Origin of the sequence: Candidatus Rhodoblastus alkanivorans (genome assembly GCF_022760755.1) — a bacterium.
Lineage (GTDB): Bacteria > Pseudomonadota > Alphaproteobacteria > Rhizobiales > Beijerinckiaceae > Rhodoblastus > Rhodoblastus alkanivorans.
Window position 1 is genome coordinate 435,403 of the sequence record NZ_JAIVFP010000001.1, and the last position, 23,576, is coordinate 458,978.

15 protein-coding genes and 1 tRNA gene are annotated in these 23,576 nt (G+C 62.3%); 6 read left to right on the forward strand and 10 right to left on the reverse strand.

The window, feature by feature from the left end:
- Positions 1–32: 32 nt before the first annotated feature.
- Positions 33–2,318: an NADP-dependent malic enzyme gene (locus K2U94_RS02025; protein ID WP_243065617.1), complete on the reverse strand. Its 2,286-nt coding sequence runs from the start codon at positions 2,316–2,318 to the stop codon at positions 33–35.
- Between the two features lie 228 nt (positions 2,319–2,546).
- On the opposite strand from K2U94_RS02025, the gene mutS reads away from it, so the two are divergent.
- Complete coding sequence (mutS, locus tag K2U94_RS02030; protein ID WP_425332497.1) at positions 2,547–5,321, forward strand: DNA mismatch repair protein MutS; 2,775 nt, start codon at positions 2,547–2,549, stop codon at positions 5,319–5,321.
- 11 nt (positions 5,322–5,332) lie between these two features.
- Here the strand turns inward: mutS and K2U94_RS02035 are convergent, their stop codons facing one another.
- Positions 5,333–6,649 (reverse strand): ABC transporter ATP-binding protein, encoded by a 1,317-nt coding sequence (locus K2U94_RS02035; protein ID WP_243065618.1) that lies wholly within the window; start codon positions 6,647–6,649, stop codon positions 5,333–5,335.
- Between the two features lie 21 nt (positions 6,650–6,670).
- On the reverse strand, positions 6,671–8,374 hold the full coding sequence (locus K2U94_RS02040) for an ABC transporter permease (RefSeq protein ID WP_243065619.1): 1,704 nt from the start codon (positions 8,372–8,374) through the stop codon (positions 6,671–6,673).
- 308 nt (positions 8,375–8,682) lie between these two features.
- Between K2U94_RS02040 and K2U94_RS02045 the strand changes: the two genes are divergently transcribed.
- The 5 genes from K2U94_RS02045 (at position 8,683) to cobU (ending at position 16,280) form a co-directional block, all read left to right on the forward strand.
- On the forward strand, positions 8,683–10,221 hold the full coding sequence (locus tag K2U94_RS02045; RefSeq protein WP_243065620.1) for a YifB family Mg chelatase-like AAA ATPase: 1,539 nt from the start codon (positions 8,683–8,685) through the stop codon (positions 10,219–10,221).
- 88 nt (positions 10,222–10,309) lie between these two features.
- Positions 10,310–12,004 carry a response regulator gene (locus tag K2U94_RS02050; RefSeq protein ID WP_243065621.1) on the forward strand — a complete coding sequence of 565 codons (1,695 nt, stop codon included), beginning with the start codon at positions 10,310–10,312 and terminating at the stop codon, positions 12,002–12,004.
- Positions 12,005–12,168: 164 nt separating this feature from the next.
- Complete coding sequence (gene olsB, locus K2U94_RS02055; RefSeq protein ID WP_243065622.1) at positions 12,169–13,116, forward strand: l-ornithine N(alpha)-acyltransferase; 948 nt, start codon at positions 12,169–12,171, stop codon at positions 13,114–13,116.
- Between the two features lie 1,022 nt (positions 13,117–14,138).
- Positions 14,139–15,605, forward strand: coding sequence for a chromosomal replication initiator protein DnaA (gene dnaA, locus K2U94_RS02060; RefSeq protein ID WP_243065623.1), 1,467 nt, complete (start codon positions 14,139–14,141; stop codon positions 15,603–15,605).
- A gap of 147 nt (positions 15,606–15,752) precedes the next feature.
- Positions 15,753–16,280 carry a bifunctional adenosylcobinamide kinase/adenosylcobinamide-phosphate guanylyltransferase gene (cobU, locus tag K2U94_RS02065; protein WP_243065624.1) on the forward strand — a complete coding sequence of 176 codons (528 nt, stop codon included), beginning with the start codon at positions 15,753–15,755 and terminating at the stop codon, positions 16,278–16,280.
- Between the two features lie 108 nt (positions 16,281–16,388).
- Here cobU and K2U94_RS02070 read toward each other — a convergent pair.
- From K2U94_RS02070 to K2U94_RS02100, 7 genes are all read right to left on the reverse strand, one after another.
- Positions 16,389–16,464: transfer RNA gene (locus K2U94_RS02070), tRNA-Thr, on the reverse strand.
- Positions 16,465–16,502: 38 nt separating this feature from the next.
- A complete protein-coding gene (gene trmD / locus K2U94_RS02075) occupies positions 16,503–17,195 on the reverse strand; it encodes a tRNA (guanosine(37)-N1)-methyltransferase TrmD (protein ID WP_243065625.1) in 693 nt (230 codons plus the stop codon).
- Position 17,196: 1 nt separating this feature from the next.
- Positions 17,197–17,712: a ribosome maturation factor RimM gene (rimM, locus tag K2U94_RS02080; protein ID WP_243065626.1), complete on the reverse strand. Its 516-nt coding sequence runs from the start codon at positions 17,710–17,712 to the stop codon at positions 17,197–17,199.
- Between the two features lie 49 nt (positions 17,713–17,761).
- A complete protein-coding gene (gene rpsP, locus K2U94_RS02085) occupies positions 17,762–18,121 on the reverse strand; it encodes a 30S ribosomal protein S16 (RefSeq protein ID WP_243065627.1) in 360 nt (119 codons plus the stop codon).
- Between the two features lie 126 nt (positions 18,122–18,247).
- A complete protein-coding gene (gene ffh, locus K2U94_RS02090; RefSeq protein ID WP_243065628.1) occupies positions 18,248–19,831 on the reverse strand; it encodes a signal recognition particle protein in 1,584 nt (527 codons plus the stop codon).
- A 308-nt stretch (positions 19,832–20,139) separates the two neighbouring features.
- Entirely contained in the window at positions 20,140–21,765 is a 1,626-nt protein-coding gene (locus K2U94_RS02095; protein WP_243065629.1) for a heme biosynthesis protein HemY, read from the reverse strand.
- 69 nt (positions 21,766–21,834) lie between these two features.
- A complete protein-coding gene (locus tag K2U94_RS02100; RefSeq protein WP_243065630.1) occupies positions 21,835–23,520 on the reverse strand; it encodes a hypothetical protein in 1,686 nt (561 codons plus the stop codon).
- Positions 23,521–23,576: the final 56 nt, after the last annotated feature.

The window sequence follows — 23,576 nt, forward strand, 5'->3', positions numbered from 1 at the left end:
ACGCAACCCCGAAGACTCGCGGGGGCGAATGATCATTGTTCCGCGTTGAAGGCGGCCAAAGCGGCCATATTGACGATGTCGGAATCCTTGCCGCCGAGTTGAACGATCTGAACCGACTTGTCCAGGCCGACGAGCATTGGCCCGATCACCGTGGCGCCGCCAAGTTCGAGCAGCATTTTCGTCGAGATCGACGCCGCGTGGAAGGCCGGCATGATCAGGACATTGGCGGTGTCGGTCAGCCGGCAGAAGGGATAAAGCGCCATCGCCTCCTTGTTGAGGGCGACGTCCGCCGCCATTTCGCCATCATATTCGAAATCGACGCGGCGTTGGTCGAGCAGCCAGACCGCCTCCTTGACCCGGGCCGAGCGTTCGCCGGCTGGATGGCCGAAGTTGGAGAAGGCGAGCAGCGCGACCCGAGGCTCATAGCCGAGACGGCGGGCGAATCCCGCCGCTTCGGTCGCGATATCGGCGAGATCTTCCGCGTCCGGCAATTCCGTGATCGCCGTGTCCGCGACGATCACGGGACGGCCGCGCGCCAGAACGATCGAGACGCCGATGAGTTTATGTCCAGGCTTGGGATCGATGGCGCGCTGAACTTCCTCCAGCGCGATTGAGAAATTGCGGGTTACGCCGGTCACCATCGCGTCGGCGTCGCCGGAGGCGACCATCGCAGCCGCATAATGGTTGCGGTCATTGTTGATGACGCGCTGGCAGTCGCGCATCAGAAAGCCTTTGCGCTGCAAACGATCGTAGAGCATCTGCGCGTAAGCGGCGTTCTTCTGGGAAATGCGGGCGTTATGAATCTCGACCAGCTTGTCGTCGAGTTCGATGCCATTTCTCCTGGTGACTTCGGCGATTCTTTCCTCGCGTCCGACGAGAATGGCCGAGCCGAGGCCTTGGTTGACGAAGGCGACGGCGGCGCGGATGACTTGTTCCTCTTCGCCTTCGGCGAATACGACCCTTTTGGGCTGCCGTTTGACCCGGTCCATGATCGTTTGCATCAAACCGGCCACGGGATCGCGCCGCGCCGAAAGCTCGGCGCGATAGGCGCCCATGTCGATGATCGGCTTGCGGGCGACTCCCGTGTCCATTGCGGCTTGCGCCACCGCCGGCGGCACGATGGAAATCAGACGCGGATCGAACGGAACGGGTATCAGATAGTCGCGGCCGAATCGCGGGCGTTCGCCCTGATAGGCGAGGGCGACGTCGTCGGGCACGTCCTCACGCGCCAGTTGCGCCAGCGCGTGAACGGCGGCGATCTTCATTTCCATATTGATGGTCTTGGCGCGCACGTCGAGCGCGCCGCGGAAAATATAGGGGAAACCGAGAACGTTGTTGACCTGGTTGGGATAGTCGGATCGGCCGGTCGCGACAATGGCGTCGGGCCGCGCGGCGAGCGCGTCCTCGGGCGTGATTTCGGGATCGGGATTGGCCATGGCGAAGATGATCGGATTGGGCGCCATGGATTTGACCATGTCGGGCGTGAGCGCGCCCTTTGCCGAGAGACCGAAAAAGATGTCCGCGCCCGCCATTGCGTCCTCGAGCGTGCGCTTGTCGGTCGCCACCGCATGCGCGGACTTCCACTGGTTCATGCCGGCGGCGCGGCCCCGATAAACGACGCCTTTGGTGTCGCAAAGGGTGACATTTTCCGGGGCGAAGCCGATCGCCTTGATCAGGTCGAGGCAGGCGATTCCGGCAGCGCCCGCGCCGTTGCAGACAAGCTTCGTCTTCTTGATGTCTCGGCCCGTGAGATGGATGGCGTTGATCATTCCCGCGGTGGCGATGATGGCGGTTCCATGCTGGTCGTCATGAAAAACGGGAATGTCCATCAATTCCCGCAACCGTTCCTCGATAATGAAACACTCGGGGGCCTTGATGTCCTCGAGATTGATGCCGCCGAACGTCGGCCCGAGAAAGCGCACGGCGTTGATGAATTCGTCGGGATCTTCGGTCGCGACCTCGAGATCGATCGAATCGACATCGGCGAAGCGCTTGAAAAGAACGGATTTGCCTTCCATCACCGGCTTCGAGGCCAGGGCGCCGAGATTGCCCAGACCCAGAATCGCAGTTCCGTTGGTGATCACCGCGACCAGGTTTCCCTTGGTCGTGTAGTCATAGGCCTTGGAGGGATCCTCGGCGATCGCATGCACCGGAACAGCGACGCCCGGCGAATAGGCGAGCGAGAGATCGCGCTGCGTCGCCATCGGCTTGGTCGGGGCGATCTGGAATTTGCCGGGCCTCCCACGGGAGTGGAATTGCAGCGCTTCCTGTTCGGTGAAGGTCGGTCGCTTGCCCCGGCTCGGCTTTTTTTCGGACATCGATTTGCTCTTGGAATTCGTCTTGGCTGTTCTCAGCGAGCGGCGAACTTAGCCGCGCCATATCGTCGGCGCCAAGCATTGCTTTCGAACAAGACGGATTTTTTGGCGATGGCGCGCCTGTCGGCCTGCAGAGATTTGTTCAAAATCACGATTAAAGGTCCGATCCGGCGTGCGGGAGGACGATGCTTTTGTTAACTTCCGGGAATTCACGACAGTTTTGAGGGCGCCATGAACGTTGAAGATGTGCGGGAGCGGGAATGCGCGGGCGCCGAAGCAATCGGGCGCGGACGGACTCCTGGCCGCAGTAACGGCAAGGAGGCTGGCGAAGCGGTTGAACGAGTGACGCCGATGATGGCGCAATATATGGAGATCAAGTCCGCACATCAGGATTGCCTTTTATTTTACCGAATGGGCGATTTTTATGAGTTGTTTTTTACTGACGCCGAAATCGCATCCAAATGTCTGGGGATCGTTTTAACCAAGCGCGGCAAACACCTTGGCGACGACATTCCGATGTGCGGCGTGCCGATCGAACGAGCAGAAGAATATTTGCAGCGCTTGATCCGCTCCGGACATCGGGTCGCGGTCTGCGAACAGACCGAGGATCCCGCCGAAGCGCGAAAGCGTGGTGCAAAATCGGTTGTCCGGCGGGAAGTCGTGCGCATCGTCACCCCGGGAACGCTCACCGAGGACCAATTATTGGAGCCTGGGCGGGCCAATCTCTTCGTCGCGCTCGTCCGGCAGCGCGACAATTCGTCCAATTGGCGGTTTGGCGTTGCGGCGGTCGAAATCTCCACCGGCGATTTCGACGTTTTCGAGACGGATCTTGACGGATTGCCGGCGCTTCTGGCGCGGCTGGATCCCAGAGAAATCGTCGCCGCAGACGCAATTCTCGGCGACGAGGATCTGAGCCGCATGTTGAGCGATTTCGGCGCGCCCGTGGCGCCGCTGGGCCGCTCGCCGGGCGAGGGCGATGTCGCGCGGCGAGGTCTGACGGAATATTTTGGCGTCGCGACCCTGGACGGCTTTGGCTCACTGACGCGCGCGGAGATCAATGCGGCGGCGGCGGCTCTGTCCTATATCGAACGGACGCAGAAATCGTCACGGCCGCGCCTTTCCTTTCCCCGCCATGGCGACATCGGCAAAAGTCTCCAGATCGACGCCTCGACGCGCGCAAGTCTCGAATTGCATCGCACCATGGCCGGCGCCAGGGCGCGCGCGCTGATTTCGGTCCTGGATCGCACGATGACCTCGGCCGGCGCGCGTATGCTCTCGTCCTGGCTCGCCACGCCATTGCGCGATCTCGACAAGATCGTGGCCCGGCACGACGCCGTCGCCTTTTTCGTCACCGATGCGAATTTGCGCCAGGATATTCGGGAACGGCTGAAAGGCGTTCCTGACCTGACCCGTGCGCTGGCGCGCATAGCGATCGATCGCGGCGGCCCGCGCGACCTCGCGGCGCTGCGCGAGGGCTTGTTCGCCGCGCAGGATTGCGGGCGGATTCTGCTCGGCGCCGGGCCGCCAGCCCTTCTCTCCACGACGGCGGCTTTTTTGTCCGGCGTCGATCTCGATCTGGCCGAGGAATTGGCGGTGGCGCTCGAGCCGAGTCCGCCACTCGATCGCAGAGCCGGCGGCTTCATTCAATCGGGTTTCAACCCCTCGCTCGACGAAGCGCGAAGCTTGCGCGACGAAAGCCGACGCGTGGTCGCGGCCTTGCAAGGCCGCTATTGCGATCTGGCGGAGACCAGGCAGCTCAAGATCAAGCAGAACAACTTTCTCGGGTTTTTCATCGAGGCGCCTCAGGCGCAGGGAGAAAGACTGCTGCGGCCGCCGCTCAACGAGACCTTCATCCACCGCCAGACCATGGCGGGCGCAATGCGGTTTTCGACCAACGAGCTCGCGGAGCTGGAAGGCCGCATCGCCAGTTCCGCCGATGAGGCCGTTACGATCGAAAAGAAATTGTTCGACGATTTCGCGGCAAGGGCGCAAGGCGCCTCGGCCCAGATCGAGGCGGCGGCGAAAGGACTGGCTGCCGTGGACGTCCTCGCCGCGCTTGCCGAAATTGCGGTTCAGGCGGATTGGGTTCGCCCCAGGGTCGACGATGGTCTCGATTTCGAGATCGTCGGCGGCAGGCACCCCGTCGTCGAAGCGGCGCTGCGGTCGCGAGGCGAGGCTTTCGTGCCGAACGACTGCGATCTCGGCGCGCCAGTCAAAAAGGCCTCCTCCGCCCCGGGCGGAAAGATCGCCGTCGTCACCGGCCCGAATATGGCGGGCAAATCCACCTTCCTCCGGCAGAACGCCCTGATCGTGATCCTGGCGCAGATGGGGTCTTTCGTCCCGGCGAAGGCGGCGAAGATCGGCCTCATTGATCGATTGTTTTCGCGCGTCGGCGCATCGGACGATCTCGCGCGCGGGCGATCGACCTTCATGGTGGAAATGGTCGAAACCGCCGCGATCCTCAATCAGGCGACCCAGAAGTCTCTGATCATCCTCGATGAAATCGGCCGCGGAACGGCGACCTATGATGGCCTTTCCATCGCCTGGGCGGTCATGGAGCATCTCCACGAGGTCAATCGGTCGCGCGCGCTCTTTGCGACCCATTTCCATGAATTGACTCATTTGGGTCAAAGGCTGACCCGCCTCGTGAACCTGTGCATGCGCGTCACGGATTGGAACGGCGACGTTGTCTTCCTGCATGAGGTCGCCCGCGGCGCGGCGGACCGTTCTTACGGGGTGCAGGTCGCCAAGCTCGCCGGCCTGCCGAGGGCCGTGATCGCGCGGGCGAAAGAAATCCTGGCCGAGCTTGAGCGGACCGACCGCAACGTACCGGTGGAACGGCTGGTTTCCGACCTTCCTCTCTTCGCGCGCAGCGAAACCGCCTCGACGAATCCGACGGAAACGGCTGCGGTCCTTCAGGCGCTCGCAATGCTGAAGCCGGACGAAATGACCCCGAGGGAAGCGCTCGAAGCGCTTTACGCTTTGAAGGCAGCCGCGAATGATTGAACGTTCGCGGCTCAATTCGGGTTTTCGAGACTGAACATCTCCGCCATTTCGTCATAAGCGAAAAGTTCGGCGTAGCGCGCCCAGGATACGACGGTGTTCAGGGTCTGCTCGGCATAGCCCTCGGACATATAGTCCTCGAGTTCGTTGCGGAATCTCGCCGCCGGAGCCGAATGGCTTGGGCGTTCGTCGAGAACCCGCCGGATCAGGCTGATGATCGGCACATAATTCAGGAGATGTTGCGAGAACAACCTCTTGCGCGCGTCGGTGTCGAGGTCGGCAAAGGCGCGGCCGGCGTCGGACAGGAGGAAGTCGCCTTCGCTGAGCGCGCCGAAACGCAAAAGCTGAAGCGCTTCGGCAATGTGGAAGAGTTCGTCGGCCTCCATCTGGAGCTTGTCGGCGAGCACCGGCAAGTCGGCGCGGCCGTTGAACGGCGCGGCGGCGAGCGCCTCGATCAGGCCGGCGAGAACATTGGTCGAAATCGGATGGAGAACCATGCCGACGCCGGTTCCCGCTATGCCTTCGACCAAAGGACGCGCCGCGGAACGCTGAGTCATCCGGGCGTAGATGCTATCCACGAGCTGACGGAATTGCGGGTCCAGACGATTGCGGGGATGGGGAAGCTCGACCTTGATTTCCGAGGCGATCCGGCCGGGATTGGACGAGAACACGAGGATGCGGTCGCACATCAGCACGGCCTCCTCGATATTATGGGTGACCATGAGCACGGACTTCATCGGCAGCCGGCCCTCGATCCAGAGATCGATAATGTCCGTGCGCAGGGTTTCGGCGGTCAGGACGTCGAGGGCCGAAAAGGGCTCGTCCATCAGCAGAAGATCTGGGTGCACGACCAGGGCGCGCGCGAAGCCGACGCGCTGGCGCATGCCGCCCGACAATTCCTTGGGGTAAGCCGATTCGAAACCGTCGAGGCCGATCAGGTCGATCGCCGCGAGAGCGCGCTTGCGTTGTTCAGCCTTGGCGACGCCGAGCGCGTCGAGGCCAAGCTCAACATTTTCCAGCACGGTCAGCCAAGGAAACAGCGCGAAGGACTGGAAGACCATGGCCACGCCGCGTGGCGGACCGTCGATCGGCTTTCCGCGGCACATGGCTGTGCCTGCAGACGGTTTAACGAGACCTGCGATAATGCGCAGCATGGTGGACTTGCCGGAACCGGATCGGCCAAGCAGCCCGACGATTTCTCGCGGCTTGATCGTGAGATCGACGTTTTCCAGAACAACTAGCTTGTCGCCATTCGCCTTGGCGAAGTTGCGACTGATGTCCTTGAGATCGATCAGCGCGGATTCGGATCCGGCTTCGGCGACATCTGCCATAAAGATCTCCGATATCCCAGGTTAATCCAAGCTAAGCCGGCTTTCGGCAAAGGCATAAAGCGGGCGCCAGAACAGTCGATTGAACAGGGTGACAAAGATGCTCATCACCGCGATGCCGAGAACGACCCGGTGAAAGTCGCCCGCATCGGTCGCGTTGGCGATATAGGAGCCGAGGCCCACGGCGGTCAATTTCTTGTCGCCCCAACTCGCCACTTCCGCGACGATGGCCGCGTTCCACGATCCGCCCGAGGCGGTGATCGCGCCCGTAATATAATAAGGAAACACGCCGGGCAGGATCACGTAGCGCCACCATTTCCAGCCCGTAATATGAAAGGCGCGCGCGGCTTCCTTCAGATCGCTGGGGAAGGCGGTCGCGCCCGCGATGACATTGAACAGGATGTACCATTGCGTTCCCAGGATCATCAGCGGGCTGAGCCAGATATTGGGATTCACCTTGAAATGAATGATCAGGACGACGGCGGCGGGAAAGAGAATATTGGCGGGAAACGCCGCCAGGAACTGGGCGAGCGGTTGAACCTTTTCCGCGATCGAGGGGCGAAGCCCGATCCAGACGCCGATAGGCACCCAAATCACGGTGGCGAGGGCGATCAGGACAATCACGCGAATAAGGGTATAGGATCCGTCGACGACCGCCGTGAGAACATCGGACCAATGCAGGGTGGCGAAGATATAGGCGACGACATGCCATCCAGCCCAGGCGGCGCCGACAACGACAATGGTCATCCACATGGCGTCGACCAATTTCGACGGCAGGTTCAGGTTCAATTTCAGCTGCGGGAGCTTCGGGATCGGGAGGCGGGCGCGCGTCGTCGATTCAGCGGCTATTGAAAAGGCGTCGGCCAGGGCGCGCAAAAAGCGGGTTTGGCGAAACAGGTCGAGCAGCCAGGACGTCGGCGCCTCCGCCGAAGCGGTTTGCTCGAAGCGAAATTTGTCCGCCCATGCGACAATCGGGCGGAACAGAAGCTGGTCATAAATAATGATGACCGCGAGCATCGTCAGCACGGCATAACCGACGGCTGCGAGATTTTGCTGCTTGATCGCCAGGGCGACATAGGAGCCGACGCCCGGCAGGGTCACCGTCGTATCGCCCACGGTGATCGCTTCGGAGGCGACGACGAAGAACCAGCCCCCGGACATCGACATCATCATGTTCCAGACGAGCCCTGGCATGGCGAAGGGAACGTCGAGACGCCAGAAGCGCCGCCACCAGGACAAATGAAAGCTCTTGGCGGCTTCGTCGAGATCCTTGGGGACGGTGCGCAGAGATTGATACATGCTGAAGGCCATGTTCCACGCTTGGCTGGTGAAAATGGCGAAAACCGAGGCCAATTCCGCTCCGAGGACGCGGCCAGGGAATAGATTCATGAAAAAAATGACCGTGAAGGTCAAAAAGCCGAGGATCGGAACCGATTGAAGAATGTCGAGAATCGGGATCAGGACCATTTCCGCGCGACGGCTTTTCGCGGCGACGGTCGCATAAATGAAGGTGAAGACCAGCGATGCGGCCATCGCGGCCAGCATGCGGATCGTCGTCCGCAGTGCATATCCTGGGAGATTGGCGGGGTCGAGGCTGATCGGCGCGGTGTCGAGAACCGTCAATGGGGCGTTGGTTTGGTTGACCCCAAAGACAATGGCGACCAGGGCCCCGATGACCAGCGCGAGCGCCGCCAAATCAAAAAGATTCGGGGCATAGGCGCGGTCCATGGCTGTCGACGGCGAAGCGTTTGGCAACGGCGCTGATCCCGGGCGATTTTTACGGAAAGGGGACCGGGGCGGCTCCGGATCACCACTCCAGTTGATTAGCGTATCGCGCATGACAAAGCTGTGACATTTTTGCAGTTCGACCAATGTCTTCGATTTCGGCGCGCGATGCGCCAATTGTTACGGACGCAACGGAAGATCGTTGGCCTTGCGGGTAATATCGCGCCCTTATAGGGCGAGACCGAGAGGGCCGGATGACAAGGGTCCGCGGGAGATCGCGGACGAACAAGTTCGAGTTTGGGCCTAACGAAATGGTTGTTCGGGTGTCGACCGTGGCGTTTCAGGGGATCGAGGCGCATCCCGTGGACGTCCAGGTTCAGCTCTCCAACGGGAGCGTGGTCTTCAATGTCGTCGGACTCGGCGACAAGGCGGTGGCCGAATCGCGGGAGCGCGTCAGATCGGCGCTGGTGGCCTCCGGCCTGTCACTGCCGGCAAAGAGAATAACGGTGAATCTGGCTCCGGCCGATATGCCGAAGGAAGGAAGCCATTACGATCTTCCCATCGCTTTGGGCGTCATGGCGGCGATCGGCGCGATCCCCTTCGACGCGCTCGACGGCTATACGGTCTTGGGCGAATTGGCGCTCGACGGCTCCATCAGTTCCGTTTCCGGCGTCCTTCCCGCGGCTGTCGCCGCGAGCGCGCGCGGGCGCGGCCTGATCTGTCCCGCCGACTGCGGGCCGGAAGCGGCCTGGGCCTCGGCCGATATTTCGATCGTAGCGCCCCGATCGCTCGTGCAACTGGCGAACCATTTCAAGGGAACGCAGGTCGTTTCCCGGCCGACGCCGGCGATCCGCGAATCCGGTGGGCTTTTGCCGGACCTGCGCGAGATCAAGGGCCAGGAAAGCGCCAAGCGCGCCTTGGAAATCGCCGCCGCCGGCGGGCACAATATCTTGTTCAATGGGCCGCCCGGAGCGGGCAAGAGCATGTTGGCGGCAAGATTGCCGTCCATTCTGCCGCCTTTGACGCCGCGTGAACTGCTTGAAGTGTCGATGATTCATTCGGTCGCGGGGGCGCTTGCGGGCGGACTGCTCACCGACCGCCGACCGTTTCGCGCGCCGCACCATTCGGCGTCCATGCCGGCGCTCGTCGGCGGCGGGCCCTATGCGAGGCCCGGCGAAATTTCTCTCGCGCACAACGGGGTTCTCTTCCTCGACGAGCTCCCCGAATTTCAGCCACAGGCGCTCGATGCGCTGCGTCAGCCGCTCGAAACCGGCGAAGTCGCGATTTCGCGGGCAAATCATCGCTGCGTCTATCCGGCCCGATTCCAATTGGTGGCGGCGATGAATCCATGTCGATGCGGCTATGCGCTGGAGCCGGGCTATTCCTGTCGTCGCGGCGAGCCGAAACGATGCGCTCAAGCCTATCAGGCGCGTTTGTCCGGACCGTTGCTGGACCGGATCGATCTCCATCTTGAAGTCGCCGCGATCCGCGCGTCGGATCTCATTCTGCCGCCGCCCTCGGAGGGATCGGCGGAAGTCGCGGCGAGGGTCGCCGCCGCGCGCGAATTGCAGCGGGAGCGCTACGAACGGATCGGGCGCCCGGACGTTTCCTGCAATGCGGCGGCGCCCGCCGCGCTTGTCGAAACCATCATTCGACTGGACGGGAAAGGCATTGATTTGATCCGCGCCGCGTCGGAAAAACTGCGTCTATCGGCGCGCGGATTTCATCGCATTTTGAAACTTGCGCGAACGATCGCGGATCTTCAAGGCGCGGCCGAAGTGTCGCGCGCCCATCTTGCGGAAGCTTTATCCTACCGGCTGGCCTCCGATCGCCGCGAGGCGGCGGAATAAAGAAACGAAACATTCAGCGGCATAGCTTAGATTGCGCGAAGGCTGTCCTCGCTCGATTGAGGCAAGGCGGCGTCAAGCGTTTGTCGGGATGTTTTCTATAGCGACGAGCCTCCATCTTGCCGCCGTCGTCGGCAGCGTCGCGGCTCTATTGGCCGCGGGCTTCTGCCTGGCGCCGTGGCGCGAGCGCGACCGGGCGCGGCGAGAGAAGGAAGAACTCCTCGATCAATTGTGGGAGCTCAGGGCGGCGGCTTCAGCGCTCAACAAGGCTGAAGCGGCAAACGAGGCGAAATCGCGCTTCCTGGCGACGGTCAGCCATGAGGTCCGGACCCCCTTGACCGGCATCCTTGGCATGGCCGAGCTCCTGACAGCCACCGAGTTGACCGCCGAACAAATGTCTTATGTCGACGCCGTACGTCGTTCCGCGGAGTCGCTGTCGTCCTTGATCGATGAAATTCTGGATTTTTCTAAAATCGAGGCCGGCAAGCTCGATTTGAACCTGATTGCTTTCGATCTGACCGCTCTGGTCGAGGGCGCGGCGGAGCTTCTGGCGCCTCGCGCGCAGGGCAAAGGAATTGAGATCGCGACGTCAATCGATCGTAACGTGCCTCGGCGCGTGATTGGCGATCCCGATCGCCTGCGCCAGGTTCTCATGAATCTGGCGGGAAATGCGATCAAGTTCACCGAGCGCGGCGGGGTAGGGGTCGTTCTCAAAACGTCATCCGCGGATCGCATCAGTTTTTCTGTCTGCGACTCGGGTCCAGGCGTGCCGGCGGAACGCCGAGAAGCCATCTTCAAGGAATTCGAGCAAGCCGATGGGTCGTTCTCGCGAAAGCATGGCGGCACCGGTCTTGGGCTCTCGATCTCGAAAGCTCTTGTCGAATTGATGGGCGGCCAACTGCAGTTGGCACGGTCCGGGCCGGAAGGCTCGACCTTCACCTTCGAAATCGATCTGCCCCCGGCCGAGCCATCGACGACAGTTGCGCGCCCTGCTTCCGACCTTGGCGGCAAAACGGCTCTTCTCGTGTCCGATTCGCCTTTTGGCGGCCCATTTCTTGGGCGGCGCCTGGCGGAACTGGGCGCGCGGGTCGAATGCGTCCAAGGAGAATCCGCGGCGCTGGAACATTTCAAGAAAAATGCGGTGGATCTGGTCATCATAGACTGCGCATTGGGCGAGCGCGCAACCCAACAGCTTGTGACGGCCGCGCGGGCGAGCGGCGCGAAGCAGAATCTCGTTCTTTTTTCTCCTTTCGAAAGGCGCGCCTTTGGCGAAGCGCTGATTAAAGATTTCGACGGTTGGCTGGTCAAACCGGTGCGGCTCAGTTCGCTTTATTCCCGCTTGGAGGGCGGGCGCGGCGCAAACGACAGGCGTGAGACCGGAGCGGAAAGCGCTTTCGTCGGCAAGCCTCTGGAAGGCCGTTCCATCCTCCTGGCGGAAGACAACGACGTCAATGCGCTCCTTGTCGACCGGCGGTTGACGCGGTTGGGCGCCCAAATGACGCGGGTTTGCGACGGGGCGGAAGCCGTGACTGTCGTTTGCGCGAATGTCGGGAAATTCGATGCGATCCTCATGGATATGTGCATGCCGGGCGTCGATGGCCTTGCCGCAACCCGGCAAATTCGCGCCGCGGAGCAAAAGGCGGGCGCCGAACCCGTGCGGATCATCGCCCTCACCGCCAATGTCTCGGAGGAAGACCGCGCGGCTGCGCTCGGAGCGGGAATGAATGGCTTTTTGGCCAAACCCATCGACAGCGCGGAACTGGTCAGGGCCGTCGCGCAGAAATGACGCCCGTCGTTCCAGGATTTCTCCAACCGCCGCTGTCATATTTTCGTATCGAGGTTCGACTATTGCTCCACGACCCTATATCCAAGTGGTCGTATTCTCCGCATATCGCCGTCGCGCGGGGCGCGCGACAACCGAGCCGGTCTGCAATTCCGGGAAACGCATTCATGAACGGATTGGCCGTGATCGCGGGTTTTTCGTCGAGGTTTCCGTTCCTTCCGAAAAAGCCCCCAAACCGGACCGCCCGGAAATTCCATTCATTTCCGGGATTGCGGCCTCGATCTTGCCATTCCGGCCTTGGTCCGAGCCTCGGCTGGTCAGGCTCTCTGGAATTGCGCCTCGCCACCAGGAAATCCGAAATACGAAAAGCTCAACGCTTGCGATATCGGGTTTTTTTTCAGGAAGGTGGAGCGACCGCCGACGCAACCGCGGCTTTGGTGCGCCGTGACCTTTGCCGCTTCGACAAGGTTTGCGACCATCTTCTGGTAATTGACCATGCCACCCGCAATCGTTTCGGCAAGGCCAAACCAAAGGTTGTCGGCGCATACCGTCTTTTGAGACAGGAAGTCGCCCAGAAGCATTTCGGTTTTTATAGCGCCCAGGAATTCGATATCGGCCCTCTGCTGGCGCGCCATCCGAATTCACGCTTTCTCGAGCTTGGAAGATCCTGTGTTCTAGCGGAATATCGCGGAAAGAAAACAATCGAAATGCTTTGGCGAGGCATCTGGGCCTATGTCAAACACCATCGGATCGATGCGATGATCGGTTGTGCGAGCCTCGAAGGATCCGATCCGTCACGACTCGCTTCGCAACTGGGCTTTCTCCACCACTTCGCCAAGGCGAGGCCGGAGTGGATCGTGCGGCCGCTGCCGGAACGTTTCATTGCGATGGACAGCCTTCCGCGGGCGGCGGTTGATCCAAAGCGCGCGTTGGCGGCTCTGCCGCCGCTGATAAAAGGCTATATGCGTGTCGGGGCGAAATTTGGCGACGGCGCGGTTGTCGATCGGCAGTTTGGCGTGACCGATGTTTTTGTCGTCATGCCCATCGCCGAGATCGAGGGCCGATATATCGAATATTTCGGCGGCCCCGAAGATTTCACCCGTGGCGCGTCATAGGACGGTTTTCTCCGAGCCGCGCACCATTGGCCAACCGGCATGTACGGGACTTGAGCCCCACCGGATGACGGAGCTGATCCGCCCGAGCGCGCCGCCTGTGTGCCGCGGCGGCGTCGGAGGCGCCTTCGACCACTCGCGTCGACGTGACGGGTCGTGGCATGGCGTCTATCTGGTAATCGCGCTCGTTTAACCTTCTCATGGCCGGAAGCCGTTAACCAAGCAATTTAACGATTGACAATCATTGTCTCGTCCCTGGCGGTCGCGAACAACAAAATTTTATGACGGGAGAGAGACGCGCGCACCTAAAGCCAAAAAAAACCAATTAGTTATAGGCAAAGCTGACGCGACCGCCTCCTGCTTAAGGACTTGACAATGTTCCTCGGGGGGCGCGAATCGAGGGTCCGAGAACGGCGCAAGGCGGCAGGCGCTGGACCGGTTTTCTACTTCGTTTCGGTTTTTCGGGGCTCTCCGATGATTCACGCCATCGGCGCGCCGAGCGTTGACGCCGCAATTGGGGACCGGGCGGCAGCGCCGGAATTGAAGCGTTGCGTGGCCGGGGGAGCCTGTGTATGGTTTCAAGACAAAAGATAATGAAGGGGGACGCGATTTAAATATCTATTTGATATACCAACGAATATGTGCTTTCCGTTGAAATTGTTTGGTAAACACTTGAACGTATAATGTGTTATCTGTTGAAGTAAGGTTACGTATTACTAGGCATAACGTCGCGGCAGGGGGTGTGGTTTAGCCGGTCGCAAATGCCAATGGTCTGAGGTGATGGACATGAATAGAGAAAAAACAGCGTTCGTCGCGCGATCGTTCGGTATTTGTGCGTCTTGTTGTGTCGGAGGCGGGCTGAGATCTCGGCCGGCAGGCGGTTTGGAGAGTAATAAAAAATAGATTGAACGAAATTCTCCAATCAGAAACGTCGTAAAGTGTCCGATGATATCGGGTGCTTGTTGCTTCATTTATTCGGTTCGATAGCCCCGCAGAGGGCGAGTCACTGACTGAAGAAGAGAAAAATGTCGAAAGCACAACTCGGAATGGTAAACAAAGACGATCGCAACGGTGACGGCGATGCTGCTCTATGGGCAAGGTTCTGCGAGCGGTTTCGTCGCGAGGTCGGCGACGCGATTTACGTTTCGTGGTTCAAGTCTTTGGAGTTGGAGACCATCGTTGATGGTGTCGCTTATTTAAGCGTCCCGACCAAATTCTTGAGGAGCTGGATCCAGGCGCATTATCTGGATAAATTGCGTAATACCATTGCGGCCGAAATCCCAGGCGTGCGCGACATTGCTCTTGAGTTGAGAGCGGCAATGCGGCTTCCTGGAACGGGACTGGCGGAGCGGCGCGGCTTGGACGCCGCAAGGGACCCGGGCGCGGTGGAGGCAAAGCGCGCCGCGACTACAGGGAAAGATCAGCTGAAAGCCGATTCCGCCGGGAGCTTCGGTGGGTCGTCGCTTGACGGACGTTTTAGATTTTCAACCTTTCTGGTCGGACCGTCGAACCAGCTTGCCATTGCCGCGGCGCGGCAGGTCGGAGAGGGGTCGTCCGGAGCGGGAACTACTTTTAACCCGTTGTATTTTTTCTCAAATGTTGGTCTTGGAAAGACGCATTTGATCCAGGCCATCGCGCATGCGGGTATGGAGGCCGGGCGGCGCGTGATTTATCTCACGGCCGAGAAGTTCATGTATGGATTTGTGGCGGCGCTCAAGCGTCAAAACTCCATGGCTTTCAAGGATAGCCTTCGTTCGATCGATTTGCTGGTCATCGACGACGTGCAGTTTTTGCAGGGCAAAACGATTCAGCACGAGTTTTGTCATACCCTGAACGCGCTGATCGATTCCGGCCGGCAGGTCGTGATTGCCGGCGACCGGTCGCCGAACGAGTTGGAAAATCTGGACGAGCGCGTCAAATCGCGTTTCGCGGGCGGTTTGTGCGTGGAGATTCAGTCTCTGGATGAAGGTCTTCGCAGAGGCATTCTCGATGCGCGAATTCAAAGCATAAGAACAGCGCATCCGGCATTCGATGTGACCGCGAATGTCGTATCGATGGTCACGAAATTGATCGACACGAATGGGCGCGACTTGGACGGCGCGGTGAACCGGCTGTTGGCGCATACGATTCTGGCTGGCGCGCCGCTCACGCTTGAGGCGGCCGAAGCCGCAATTCGCGATCTGATCCGTGTCAAAGAACCAAAAAAGGTCAAGATCGAAGATATTCAAAAGTTGGTGGCGACCCATTTCAACGTAAGCCGCGCAGATATTCTATCATCTCGGCGCACGGCAAATGTGGTGCGGCCGCGGCAGATCGCGATGTATCTGGCCAAAACGATGACTTTGCGGTCGTTGCCCGAGATTGGCCGCCGGTTTGGCGGCCGAGACCACACGACGGTTTTGCATGCGGTCAGAAAAATCGAGGAAATGGCCTCAAAGGATATGGGGCTGAGTCAGGAACTCGACCTTTTGAAGCGGCTGCTCGGCGACTGAAGCCTGAAAAGGCGTCGCCAAGAATTTGGCAAAAGAATGCCGGGTCATTCAGGGCGCCGCCGAATCGCAAACAGCCTTGGCCGCGTGTGGGACAGACTATGTTCTTTTCCGATGTCTGGGGCTGAAAATGTCGAGGATCGCGGGTGAATGAACCAGGCGCATGAAAAATGTTTGGTTCATCTCGTCTTAGGCGGAGCCCGATCGGGAAAGACAGCCTTCGGCATGCGGTTAGCCGAAGAAGCCGCGCGCGAAAAGTGGATGATCGCCACGGCGGAGCCGTTTGACGATGAGATGAAAGCGCGCATCGAACAGCATCGTCAAGAACGCGATCACTCCTGGCGGATCGTCGAGGAGCCGGTGGACTTGGTCGAGGCCTTGCAGTCTTACGCGACCGATGAGCGGGTTTTAGTGGTAGATTGTCTCACCATTTGGCTGAACAATTTAGTTATTCATAATATCGAGGCGAAAGCGCGTATTGCGCAACTATGCGAATTCATAAAACGTTCTACGAATAAGATCATTCTGATTTCCAATGAACTGGGCATGGGTCTGGCCCCCGAGACGCCTTTGGGCCGGTCATTCCGTGACCTTCACGGGAAAATGAACCAGGACATCGCTCACGCCTGTGGGAAGGTGACTTTTGTCGCGGCAGGTCTTCCGATCGCCTTGAAATAAGGATTTCGACGGAAACTTGGCTTTATTTGCCAACCAGACGTTGGGCGGCGGCGCGGGTAGGAAAGGATTTGGCTTGTCAGCTATCTGTCGAGGCCAGATAAAGGAAAGTGGTGCCGCAAGAGAGATTCGAACTCCCGACCCCATCATTACGAATGACGTGCTCTACCAGCTGAGCTATTGCGGCGAAAGGGTTCGGTCCTCTTACCAGATTGCGAGGCGCGATCAAGCCTCTTCGGTCTTGTTCAATAGGTCGGGGCGCCGCGCGCGCGTGAGATTTTCCGCCTGTCCGCGCCGCCAGCGCGCAATTTTGGCGTGATCGCCCGACAAGAGCACGTTCGGAATTGTCCGGCCCTCCCATTCGCGCGGGCGGGTGTAGTGCGGATATTCGAGCAGGCCCCGCTCGAAACTTTCCTCCGCGCCCGATTCGTCTTTGCCCATCACGCCCGGCAGCAGCCGCACGCAAGCGTCGAGCAGGGTCAAGGCCGCGATCTCGCCACCCGAGAGGATATAATCGCCGACGGAGACTTCCCTGAGGCCTCGGCCTTCGATTACGCGCTCGTCAACGCCTTCGAAACGCCCGCACACGATCACCAGTCCCGGGCCGTTGGAAAAGCCCCGGACCATTTGCTGGGTCAGGGGCGTTCCACGCGGGCTCATCAGCAGACGAGGTCTGGGGTCGTCCGTGGCAACCCCGGCGTCGAGGCTCGCGGCGAGAACGTCGGCGCGCAATACCATCCCGGGGCCGCCGCCCGCCGGCGTGTCATCCACAGCGCGATGCCGCCCGAGGCCATGGTCGCGAATGTTCTCCGCCTCCAACGCCCAAAGTCCTTTTTCCAACGCGGTCCCAGCCATTGACTGGCCGAGCGGGCCTGGGAACATTTCGGGATAAAGGGTGAAAACACTCGCCGCCCACATGTCATTCGACCGGCGCAGCGTCGTCCTCGGCGGGGGGGACGATGACCACCCTGCCGCCGGCGATGTCAACCACGGGGACGACGGAGCGGGTGAAGGGAAAGAGCAGAGTGTCCCCGGCGGGCGGAGCGATTTCCAATATGTCGCCCGCGCCATAATTAGGCGTTGCGACCACGACGCCCAAAGCAACGCCCTCAGGGGTCTCGGCGCGCAGGCCGATCAGATCGTTGCAGTAAAATTCGTCCTCTTCGGGAGGCGGCAGGTTCTTGCGCGCGAGAAACAGTTTTTGATTGGTAAGCTTTTGGGCCGTGTCGCGGTCGACGACGCCTTTGACGCGCACCACCAGCATGTCGTCCTTGAGGGGACGGGCGGCGAGAAGTCGGTAAGTCTCGCCAGAGGCGCCCGTGAGCATATCGTGTTCGGTGATGCTCAGCGGAATCTGCATGTAGGATTTCAGCCGGATTTCACCGCGCACGCCATGGGGCGCGCCAAAAACGCCGACCAGAATTTTGTCGTCCATACCGGCGCCCTTGAGGAAAGGGCGCCGCCTTCTGGCGGCGCCCGAAAAATCATTCCGAAGCCGCGGCGGCCTTTTCCGCGGCGGCGGCGGCCGTAGCGGCGCGTTCCTGCGCCTTCTTCTTCGGTTGAGCCTTTTGCGGATTGTTGCGGGGCTCGCGCTTGAGGGCGCCGACGCTATCGAGCAGACGGGCGACGCGGTCGGTCGCCTGCGCGCCCTTGCCCAGCCATTCCTTGGCCTTTTCGACGTCGAGCACCAGGCGGGTTTCCGAGTCCTTCGGCGCCAGCGGGTCGAAAGTGCCGAGTCTCTCGATGAAGCGGCCGTCGCGCGGCGAACGGGCGTCGGCGACGACGACGCGATAGAAGGGACGCTTCTTGGCGCCGCCGCGCGACAGGCGAATTTTCAACGACATCTTTTTCTTCCTGAGTAAATCCCTTGCGGGAGGTTTCGCCGAGGGGCGGGCGGATGGATCAAACGAACGAAGCCGGCCCCTCATCCGGCAGGTTCCGAGCCGTGCGGACGCGCCGCGCGGCTGAAGTCATTTCTTCTTCCCGAATGGGTTAAGACCGGAGAGCCCGCCAAGCCCGGGCAGCCCAGCCGGCGGCTTGGGTCCGCTGAGGCCCGGCAGCCCCCCGGGCGCGTTGGCGGGCAAGCCGGGTTTCGGAGCAAAGGCGCCGGGCGGCGGGTTTTGCGGAATGCCCGCGCCCATCCCGGCGCCGCCGCCAAACTTGTTCTGTAATTCGGCGATCTGCTCGGGCGAGGGCTGTGGCATGCCGCCGCCAAGGCCGAACATTTGCGCCATCTGCGCCATCGGCCCGCGCTTGGCGCCGCCGAGCGATTTCATCATGTCCGCCATCGTCCGGTGCTGCTTGAGCAGGCGGTTGACGTCCTCGACCTTCATGCCCGAACCGGCGGCGATACGCTTTTTCCTCGACGCTTTCAAAATGTCGGGATTGCGGCGCTCCTGCGGCGTCATCGAGAGAATGATGGCGCGCTGGCGGGCGATCATTTTGCCGTCGATTTTGGCGGCGGCCATCTGCTCCTTGATTTTTCCCATGCCGGGCAGAAGGCCCATGATTCCGCCAAGGCCGCCGAGCTTGTCCACTTGCGCCAGCTGTTCGGCCATGTCGTCGAGGTCGAACTTGCCTTTGCGCATCTTCTCGGCAATGCGCTGCGCCTTGTCGGCGTCGATGGTTTCGGCGGCCTTTTCGACGAGGGCGACGATGTCGCCCATGCCGAGAATGCGATTGGCAATGCGCTGGGGATGGAAATCGTCCAGCGCATCCATTTTTTCGCCAGTGCCGATCAGCTTGATCGGCTTGCCCGTGACGGCGCGCATCGAGAGCGCGGCGCCGCCGCGCCCGTCGCCGTCGGCGCGGGTCAGGACGATGCCGGTGATGCCGACGCGCTGGTCGAAATTCTTGGCGAGATTGACCGCGTCCTGGCCGGTGAGTGAATCGGCGACCAGCAGAATTTCGTGGGGATTGGAAGCGGCCTTGATCTCGGCCATTTCCGCCATCAGCGGCTCGTCGATATGGGTCCGGCCGGCGGTGTCGAGCAGCACGACGTCAAAGCCTTGAAGGCGCGCGGCCTCTTCGGCGCGCCTTGCGATCTGGACCGGGGTCTGGCCCGCCACGATCGGCAGGGTGGCGACGTCGACCTGGCGGCCCAATACGGCGAGTTGTTCCTGCGCGGCCGGGCGCTTGACGTCAAGCGAGGCCATCAGCACCCGCTTTTTGAAGCGGTCGGTCAGGCGCTTGGCGATCTTGGCTGTGGTGGTGGTCTTGCCCGCGCCCTGGAGGCCGACCATCATGATCGCGACGGGCGGCGCCGCGTTGAGGTCGATCGGCTCGGCGTCGGAGCCCAAGGTCTCGATCAGGACGTCATTGACGATCTTGACGACCATCTGGCCGGGCGTGACCGATTTCAGCACTTCGGCGCCGACCGCCCGGGCGCGGGCTTTATCCACGAACGAGCGCACGACGTCCAAGGCCACGTCGGCTTCGAGCAGGGCGCGACGCACTTCGCGCATGGCCGCGGCGACGTCTTCCTCGGTGAGGGCGCCGCGGCGGGTGAGACTGTCGAATATGCCGGAGAGCTTTTCCGAAAGGCCCTCGAACATGAAGTAATCCTTTTTCAATGCGGCGGACCGCCGCCGCCATCCCTTCCGGAAAAGCCCTGCAAAGCAAAGCGCGCCCGGGGGCGCATCGCGCTGCCGGGCGTTGGCCTCCCGCGTCCGGCGCGGGTCGGCTTGACAGGTCTTGTCTCACAAAGAGAGCCGGGCTTTTACACTTGGCCCGCAGGAAAGTCAAATTGGCGCGCAGGAAAGTCAAACACTTGCGAGCGACGCCGCCTGCGTTGGGCGCTCGATTTCGTCTTCCATGACGACTTCATGGACCCGCGCACCCAAATGGGCCCGCGCTTAAGCCGTCAGAAGAGCCGGGTTTCGGCTTCCTGCTTTTTGGGCCCGGGGTCGTCCGGCGGCGTGGCGAGGGGGAAGATCACCGGCTCCGGCGCGCTGGGCTGGCGAGGCGGATATTTGGCCGGGGCCTCCTTTGCCGAGGGTTGCCGTGCCGGCGGCTCTTGAGCGGGCGCCTCTTGGAGGGGCGGCTGCTGGGCCGGATCCTCGATTTTCTCCTCGGGAGCGGGAAGGGCCGGCTCGGGCGCAGCTGGTTCTTCCGGCGGCGGAGCGAGTTCGGCACGTGGCGCTTCGACCTCGAGCGCGGGCGGCGGCGGAGGCGGGGCATAGGCGGGCGGCGGCTCCTCGACTGGGCCGGCCAGCTCTTCCTTGGGCTGCATCCAGCGATAGGCGTCGAGTTTGCCGGTGACCGGCGAGACGGGCGCCCATTGTTTCGACCAATGGCCGTCGGCGATCCAGACCGCGTCGCGCGTCGCGCGCGAGCCGCGCGCCAGCCATTCGCGCACCAACCCTTGAGCGTTGTGTTCGCGCTCTTCCAGCTCGGCCATGATGACGCACATGCGCGAGGTCGGCCGTTCGCCCATGGCGACGAGCGGCGTCATCGCCTCGCGCGCGGCGGCGAAGTCGCGCGCGCCAAGCGCTGCAGTTGCGACCATCATCGCGCTTTCGGGGTCTTTGGGGGCGAATTTTGCAAGCGTTTTGGCGCGCGCGAGCCGGTCGGCCGCCGAATCGCCAGACCTCATGTCGACATAGGCCTGGGCGAGGTCGGGATGAGGCGTTTTGGCATAGGCCGCCTCGATCAGTTTCGACGCCGAGCGAAGATTGCCACGCCGCGCGAGCAGGCGCGCGAGCAAGGCGGTCGCTGGAACGAGGTCCGGCGCTTTCCTGACGGCCGCGCGCAACAGGCCGATGGCGCGGTCCGGATCGGTCATTTCCGCTTCCATCGCCAGCGCGGTGTCGATGACCGCCCTCTGCCGGTTGGCGGTCTCCGAGTCGATGATCTTCGCCTTGAGATTCTGGGCGACGGCGAGGCGCGCGGCGTCCCAGTCGTTCTGGGTGGTATAGCGGTCGAGCAGGGCCTGGCCAGACCAGGACAGCGGCGTGATGTTCTGGGCTTCAAGCGCGATCTCGTGGGCGCGCTCCTGGTCGCCCCGGCGCAGGGATTCCGCGTGGAGCCCGCGCAGGCCGAGCAATTTGGTCTCGGAGCGTTCGGTCATCGCCCGAAACGCGCGCTCGGCCCCTTCGCGGTCGCCCGAAAGCTGCGCCGCCTGGGCTTCCAGCAGCAGCGCCAGCGGTTCGTGCGGCGCGAGCTTTTTGGCGTCCCGGCTGGCTTTTCGGGCTTTGTGCACGTCGCCGACTCCGGCGGCGATAATGCCGCGCGCGATCGCCTCGTGCCCCCGGGCGCGCTTGCGGGCGCGCGCGGCGACAGAAACCAGGCTGGGCAGATTGAAGACGAAGCGGATCAGGCCCCAGGCGACGATCGCAACCAGCGCGACGACGCCGAGGCCGACGAGCGGCGATGTGTCGATATGATAACCGAACCAGGTCAGCGACAGCGAACCGGGCTGTTCGACGAGAAGGCCCAGCCCCACGGTGGCGAGGCCAATCATGAACAGGAAGACCAGGATGCGGAACATCGGCGGAACTCGAATGAGGATATGGCGTCGGCGGCGGGCCTTACCGCGCCGCCGCTGGAACGGCAAACGTCAGCTTTTGGTCTTGGCCAAATTCTGCAAGGCGGCGGCGATTTCCTGCCTGGCGGCGGATTCGGCGTCGAGCCGGGCCCGGACCGCCGCGGCCCAATCGTCGGACAATGAGCGCGCCGGAGCCGGCAGAAGCGCGTGGTCCGCGAGCGCCGCCGCAAGGTCTCCGGCGCGCAGATCCTTCTCGATCTTGTGAATCTTGAGGGCGCTCGCGTCCTGGTCGGGCGCGCCGGCAGGCCGAATGCGCACCAGCCGACGCGCCTCCGCTTCGACATGAGCCCAAATCGATTCTTCCGGATTTTTCTGCGGCTTGGCTTCCGCGGTCGGCTTTGGCGGCGCGGCGGCTTCCGCGAGCCTCGGAGCGAGCGCCGCGAATTGTTGCGCCAGCGCGCCAATGGTCGGGACGGACAGGCCGGCGCGCAGCCGCGCCAGCCGGGCGGGTTCGGCGCCGAAATTCTGTAGCGCGTCGATCTGGGCGGAATAATTGTCGCCCTGGCGCAGCGCATTGAGCAGGCTTTGCGCCACCACCAACCGGGCAGCGGCTTCGCCCACATTGCTGGGGCCCGCCTCGCGCGCGGCCAGGGTTGCGCGCGCCTCGTTCTTCGAAGCGGACAATTGGGTTTCGACAGTCTGAAGCCGCTCCGACAGCCGGGCGACCGTCGCTTCCGCAGCGGCAAGCTTTGTCGCCATCGCCGTGAGCGCGCTGGCCGTCTCCACGCTCGCTGCGTTGGACGCGGCGGACTTTTCGGCTTCAGCCGTTTTCGCAGGCTCTGTCACGGGCGCGGCGGGCGCGCTTTCGCTTGGCGGCGTTGGTTCTGCCGGCGCCTCGGCTTCCTTGCCTGGCGCGGCGCCGGTTTTGGGCGATGAAGTCGGCTTTTCAGCCTCCGCGGTTTTGGCCTGCTCGGGCGCCGAAGCGACGTTTTCGGGAGCGGCTGTGGATGCGGGCGGGGCGGCGGGCCTTTCCTCGGACGCCGGGCTTTCGCTTGGCGGTTGCGTCTGGGTCGGGGCCGCCGCTTCCTCGGCCGGCGCCGCGCCGGGCTCGGCGGATGGGGCCGTTTTTTCAGTCTCGGCGGTTTTGGCCTGCTCGGGCGCCGAAGCGGCATTTTCGGGAGCGGGCGCCGGGGTGGCCGGCTTGATCTCGGACGCCGCGCTTTCGCTTGGCGGCTTTGGTTCGGCCGGAGCCTCGGCCTGCCTGGCGGGCGTGGCGCCGGACTCGGCGGATGGGGCCGGCTTTTCGACCTCGGCCTTTTGTTGGGGCGCCGGCGTGGTTTCCGGGGGCGCGGACGGCGCGGCGCTCGTTTCGGACGCCGGCGGAGGCGCCGCGACATAGGCGTTCCAGAGATAATAGCCGCCGCCGCCCGCGGCTGCCGCCGCAATCAAAAAGGCGACCAGCCCCAGGGCGCCGCCCCGGCGCGCCGGTTTCTCTGGAGGCGGCTCGGGGGCGCTTTCGGCGGGCGCCGATTCGGCTTCAGGCGGCGTCTCGGGCTCGGCTTCAAGCTCGGAGGGTGCCGCATCGCGCTCCTTCGGCTCCGGCGGAGCTGATTCGTCTGGCGGCGGCTCCGCCCCGACGTCGTGAGGGACGTCGCCGGCCTTGTCTGTCGCTTCCGCCGCCTGGCGTTGCCTTTCCTCTGGGCTTTTCTGGGCTTCGGCTTCGCCCGCCTCGGTCTTATTGCCGTCTTGGTCGTTCATCCCACGCCTCGGTATCTCGCCAGCCCTATAGCTAACGCGCGCGCCGTGGAAAAGAA

Bases quoted from the DNA above. Each gene is read 5' to 3' on its own strand.
- cobU (WP_243065624.1), top strand. From the start codon at position 15,753: ATGAACCAGGCGCATGAAAAATGTTTGGTTCATCTCGTCTTAGGCGGA.
- dnaA (WP_243065623.1), top strand. From the start codon at position 14,139: ATGTCGAAAGCACAACTCGGAATGGTAAACAAAGACGATCGCAACGGT.
- K2U94_RS02025 (WP_243065617.1), bottom strand. From the start codon at position 2,318: ATGTCCGAAAAAAAGCCGAGCCGGGGCAAGCGACCGACCTTCACCGAA.
- K2U94_RS02040 (WP_243065619.1), bottom strand. From the start codon at position 8,374: ATGGACCGCGCCTATGCCCCGAATCTTTTTGATTTGGCGGCGCTCGCG.
- K2U94_RS02035 (WP_243065618.1), bottom strand. From the start codon at position 6,649: ATGGCAGATGTCGCCGAAGCCGGATCCGAATCCGCGCTGATCGATCTC.
- mutS (WP_425332497.1), top strand. From the start codon at position 2,547: ATGAACGTTGAAGATGTGCGGGAGCGGGAATGCGCGGGCGCCGAAGCA.
- K2U94_RS02100 (WP_243065630.1), bottom strand. From the start codon at position 23,520: ATGAACGACCAAGACGGCAATAAGACCGAGGCGGGCGAAGCCGAAGCC.
- K2U94_RS02095 (WP_243065629.1), bottom strand. From the start codon at position 21,765: ATGTTCCGCATCCTGGTCTTCCTGTTCATGATTGGCCTCGCCACCGTG.
- rpsP (WP_243065627.1), bottom strand. From the start codon at position 18,121: ATGTCGTTGAAAATTCGCCTGTCGCGCGGCGGCGCCAAGAAGCGTCCC.
- trmD (WP_243065625.1), bottom strand. From the start codon at position 17,195: ATGTGGGCGGCGAGTGTTTTCACCCTTTATCCCGAAATGTTCCCAGGC.
- ffh (WP_243065628.1), bottom strand. From the start codon at position 19,831: ATGTTCGAGGGCCTTTCGGAAAAGCTCTCCGGCATATTCGACAGTCTC.
- olsB (WP_243065622.1), top strand. From the start codon at position 12,169: ATGAACGGATTGGCCGTGATCGCGGGTTTTTCGTCGAGGTTTCCGTTC.
- rimM (WP_243065626.1), bottom strand. From the start codon at position 17,712: ATGGACGACAAAATTCTGGTCGGCGTTTTTGGCGCGCCCCATGGCGTG.
- K2U94_RS02050 (WP_243065621.1), top strand. From the start codon at position 10,310: ATGTTTTCTATAGCGACGAGCCTCCATCTTGCCGCCGTCGTCGGCAGC.
- K2U94_RS02045 (WP_243065620.1), top strand. From the start codon at position 8,683: ATGGTTGTTCGGGTGTCGACCGTGGCGTTTCAGGGGATCGAGGCGCAT.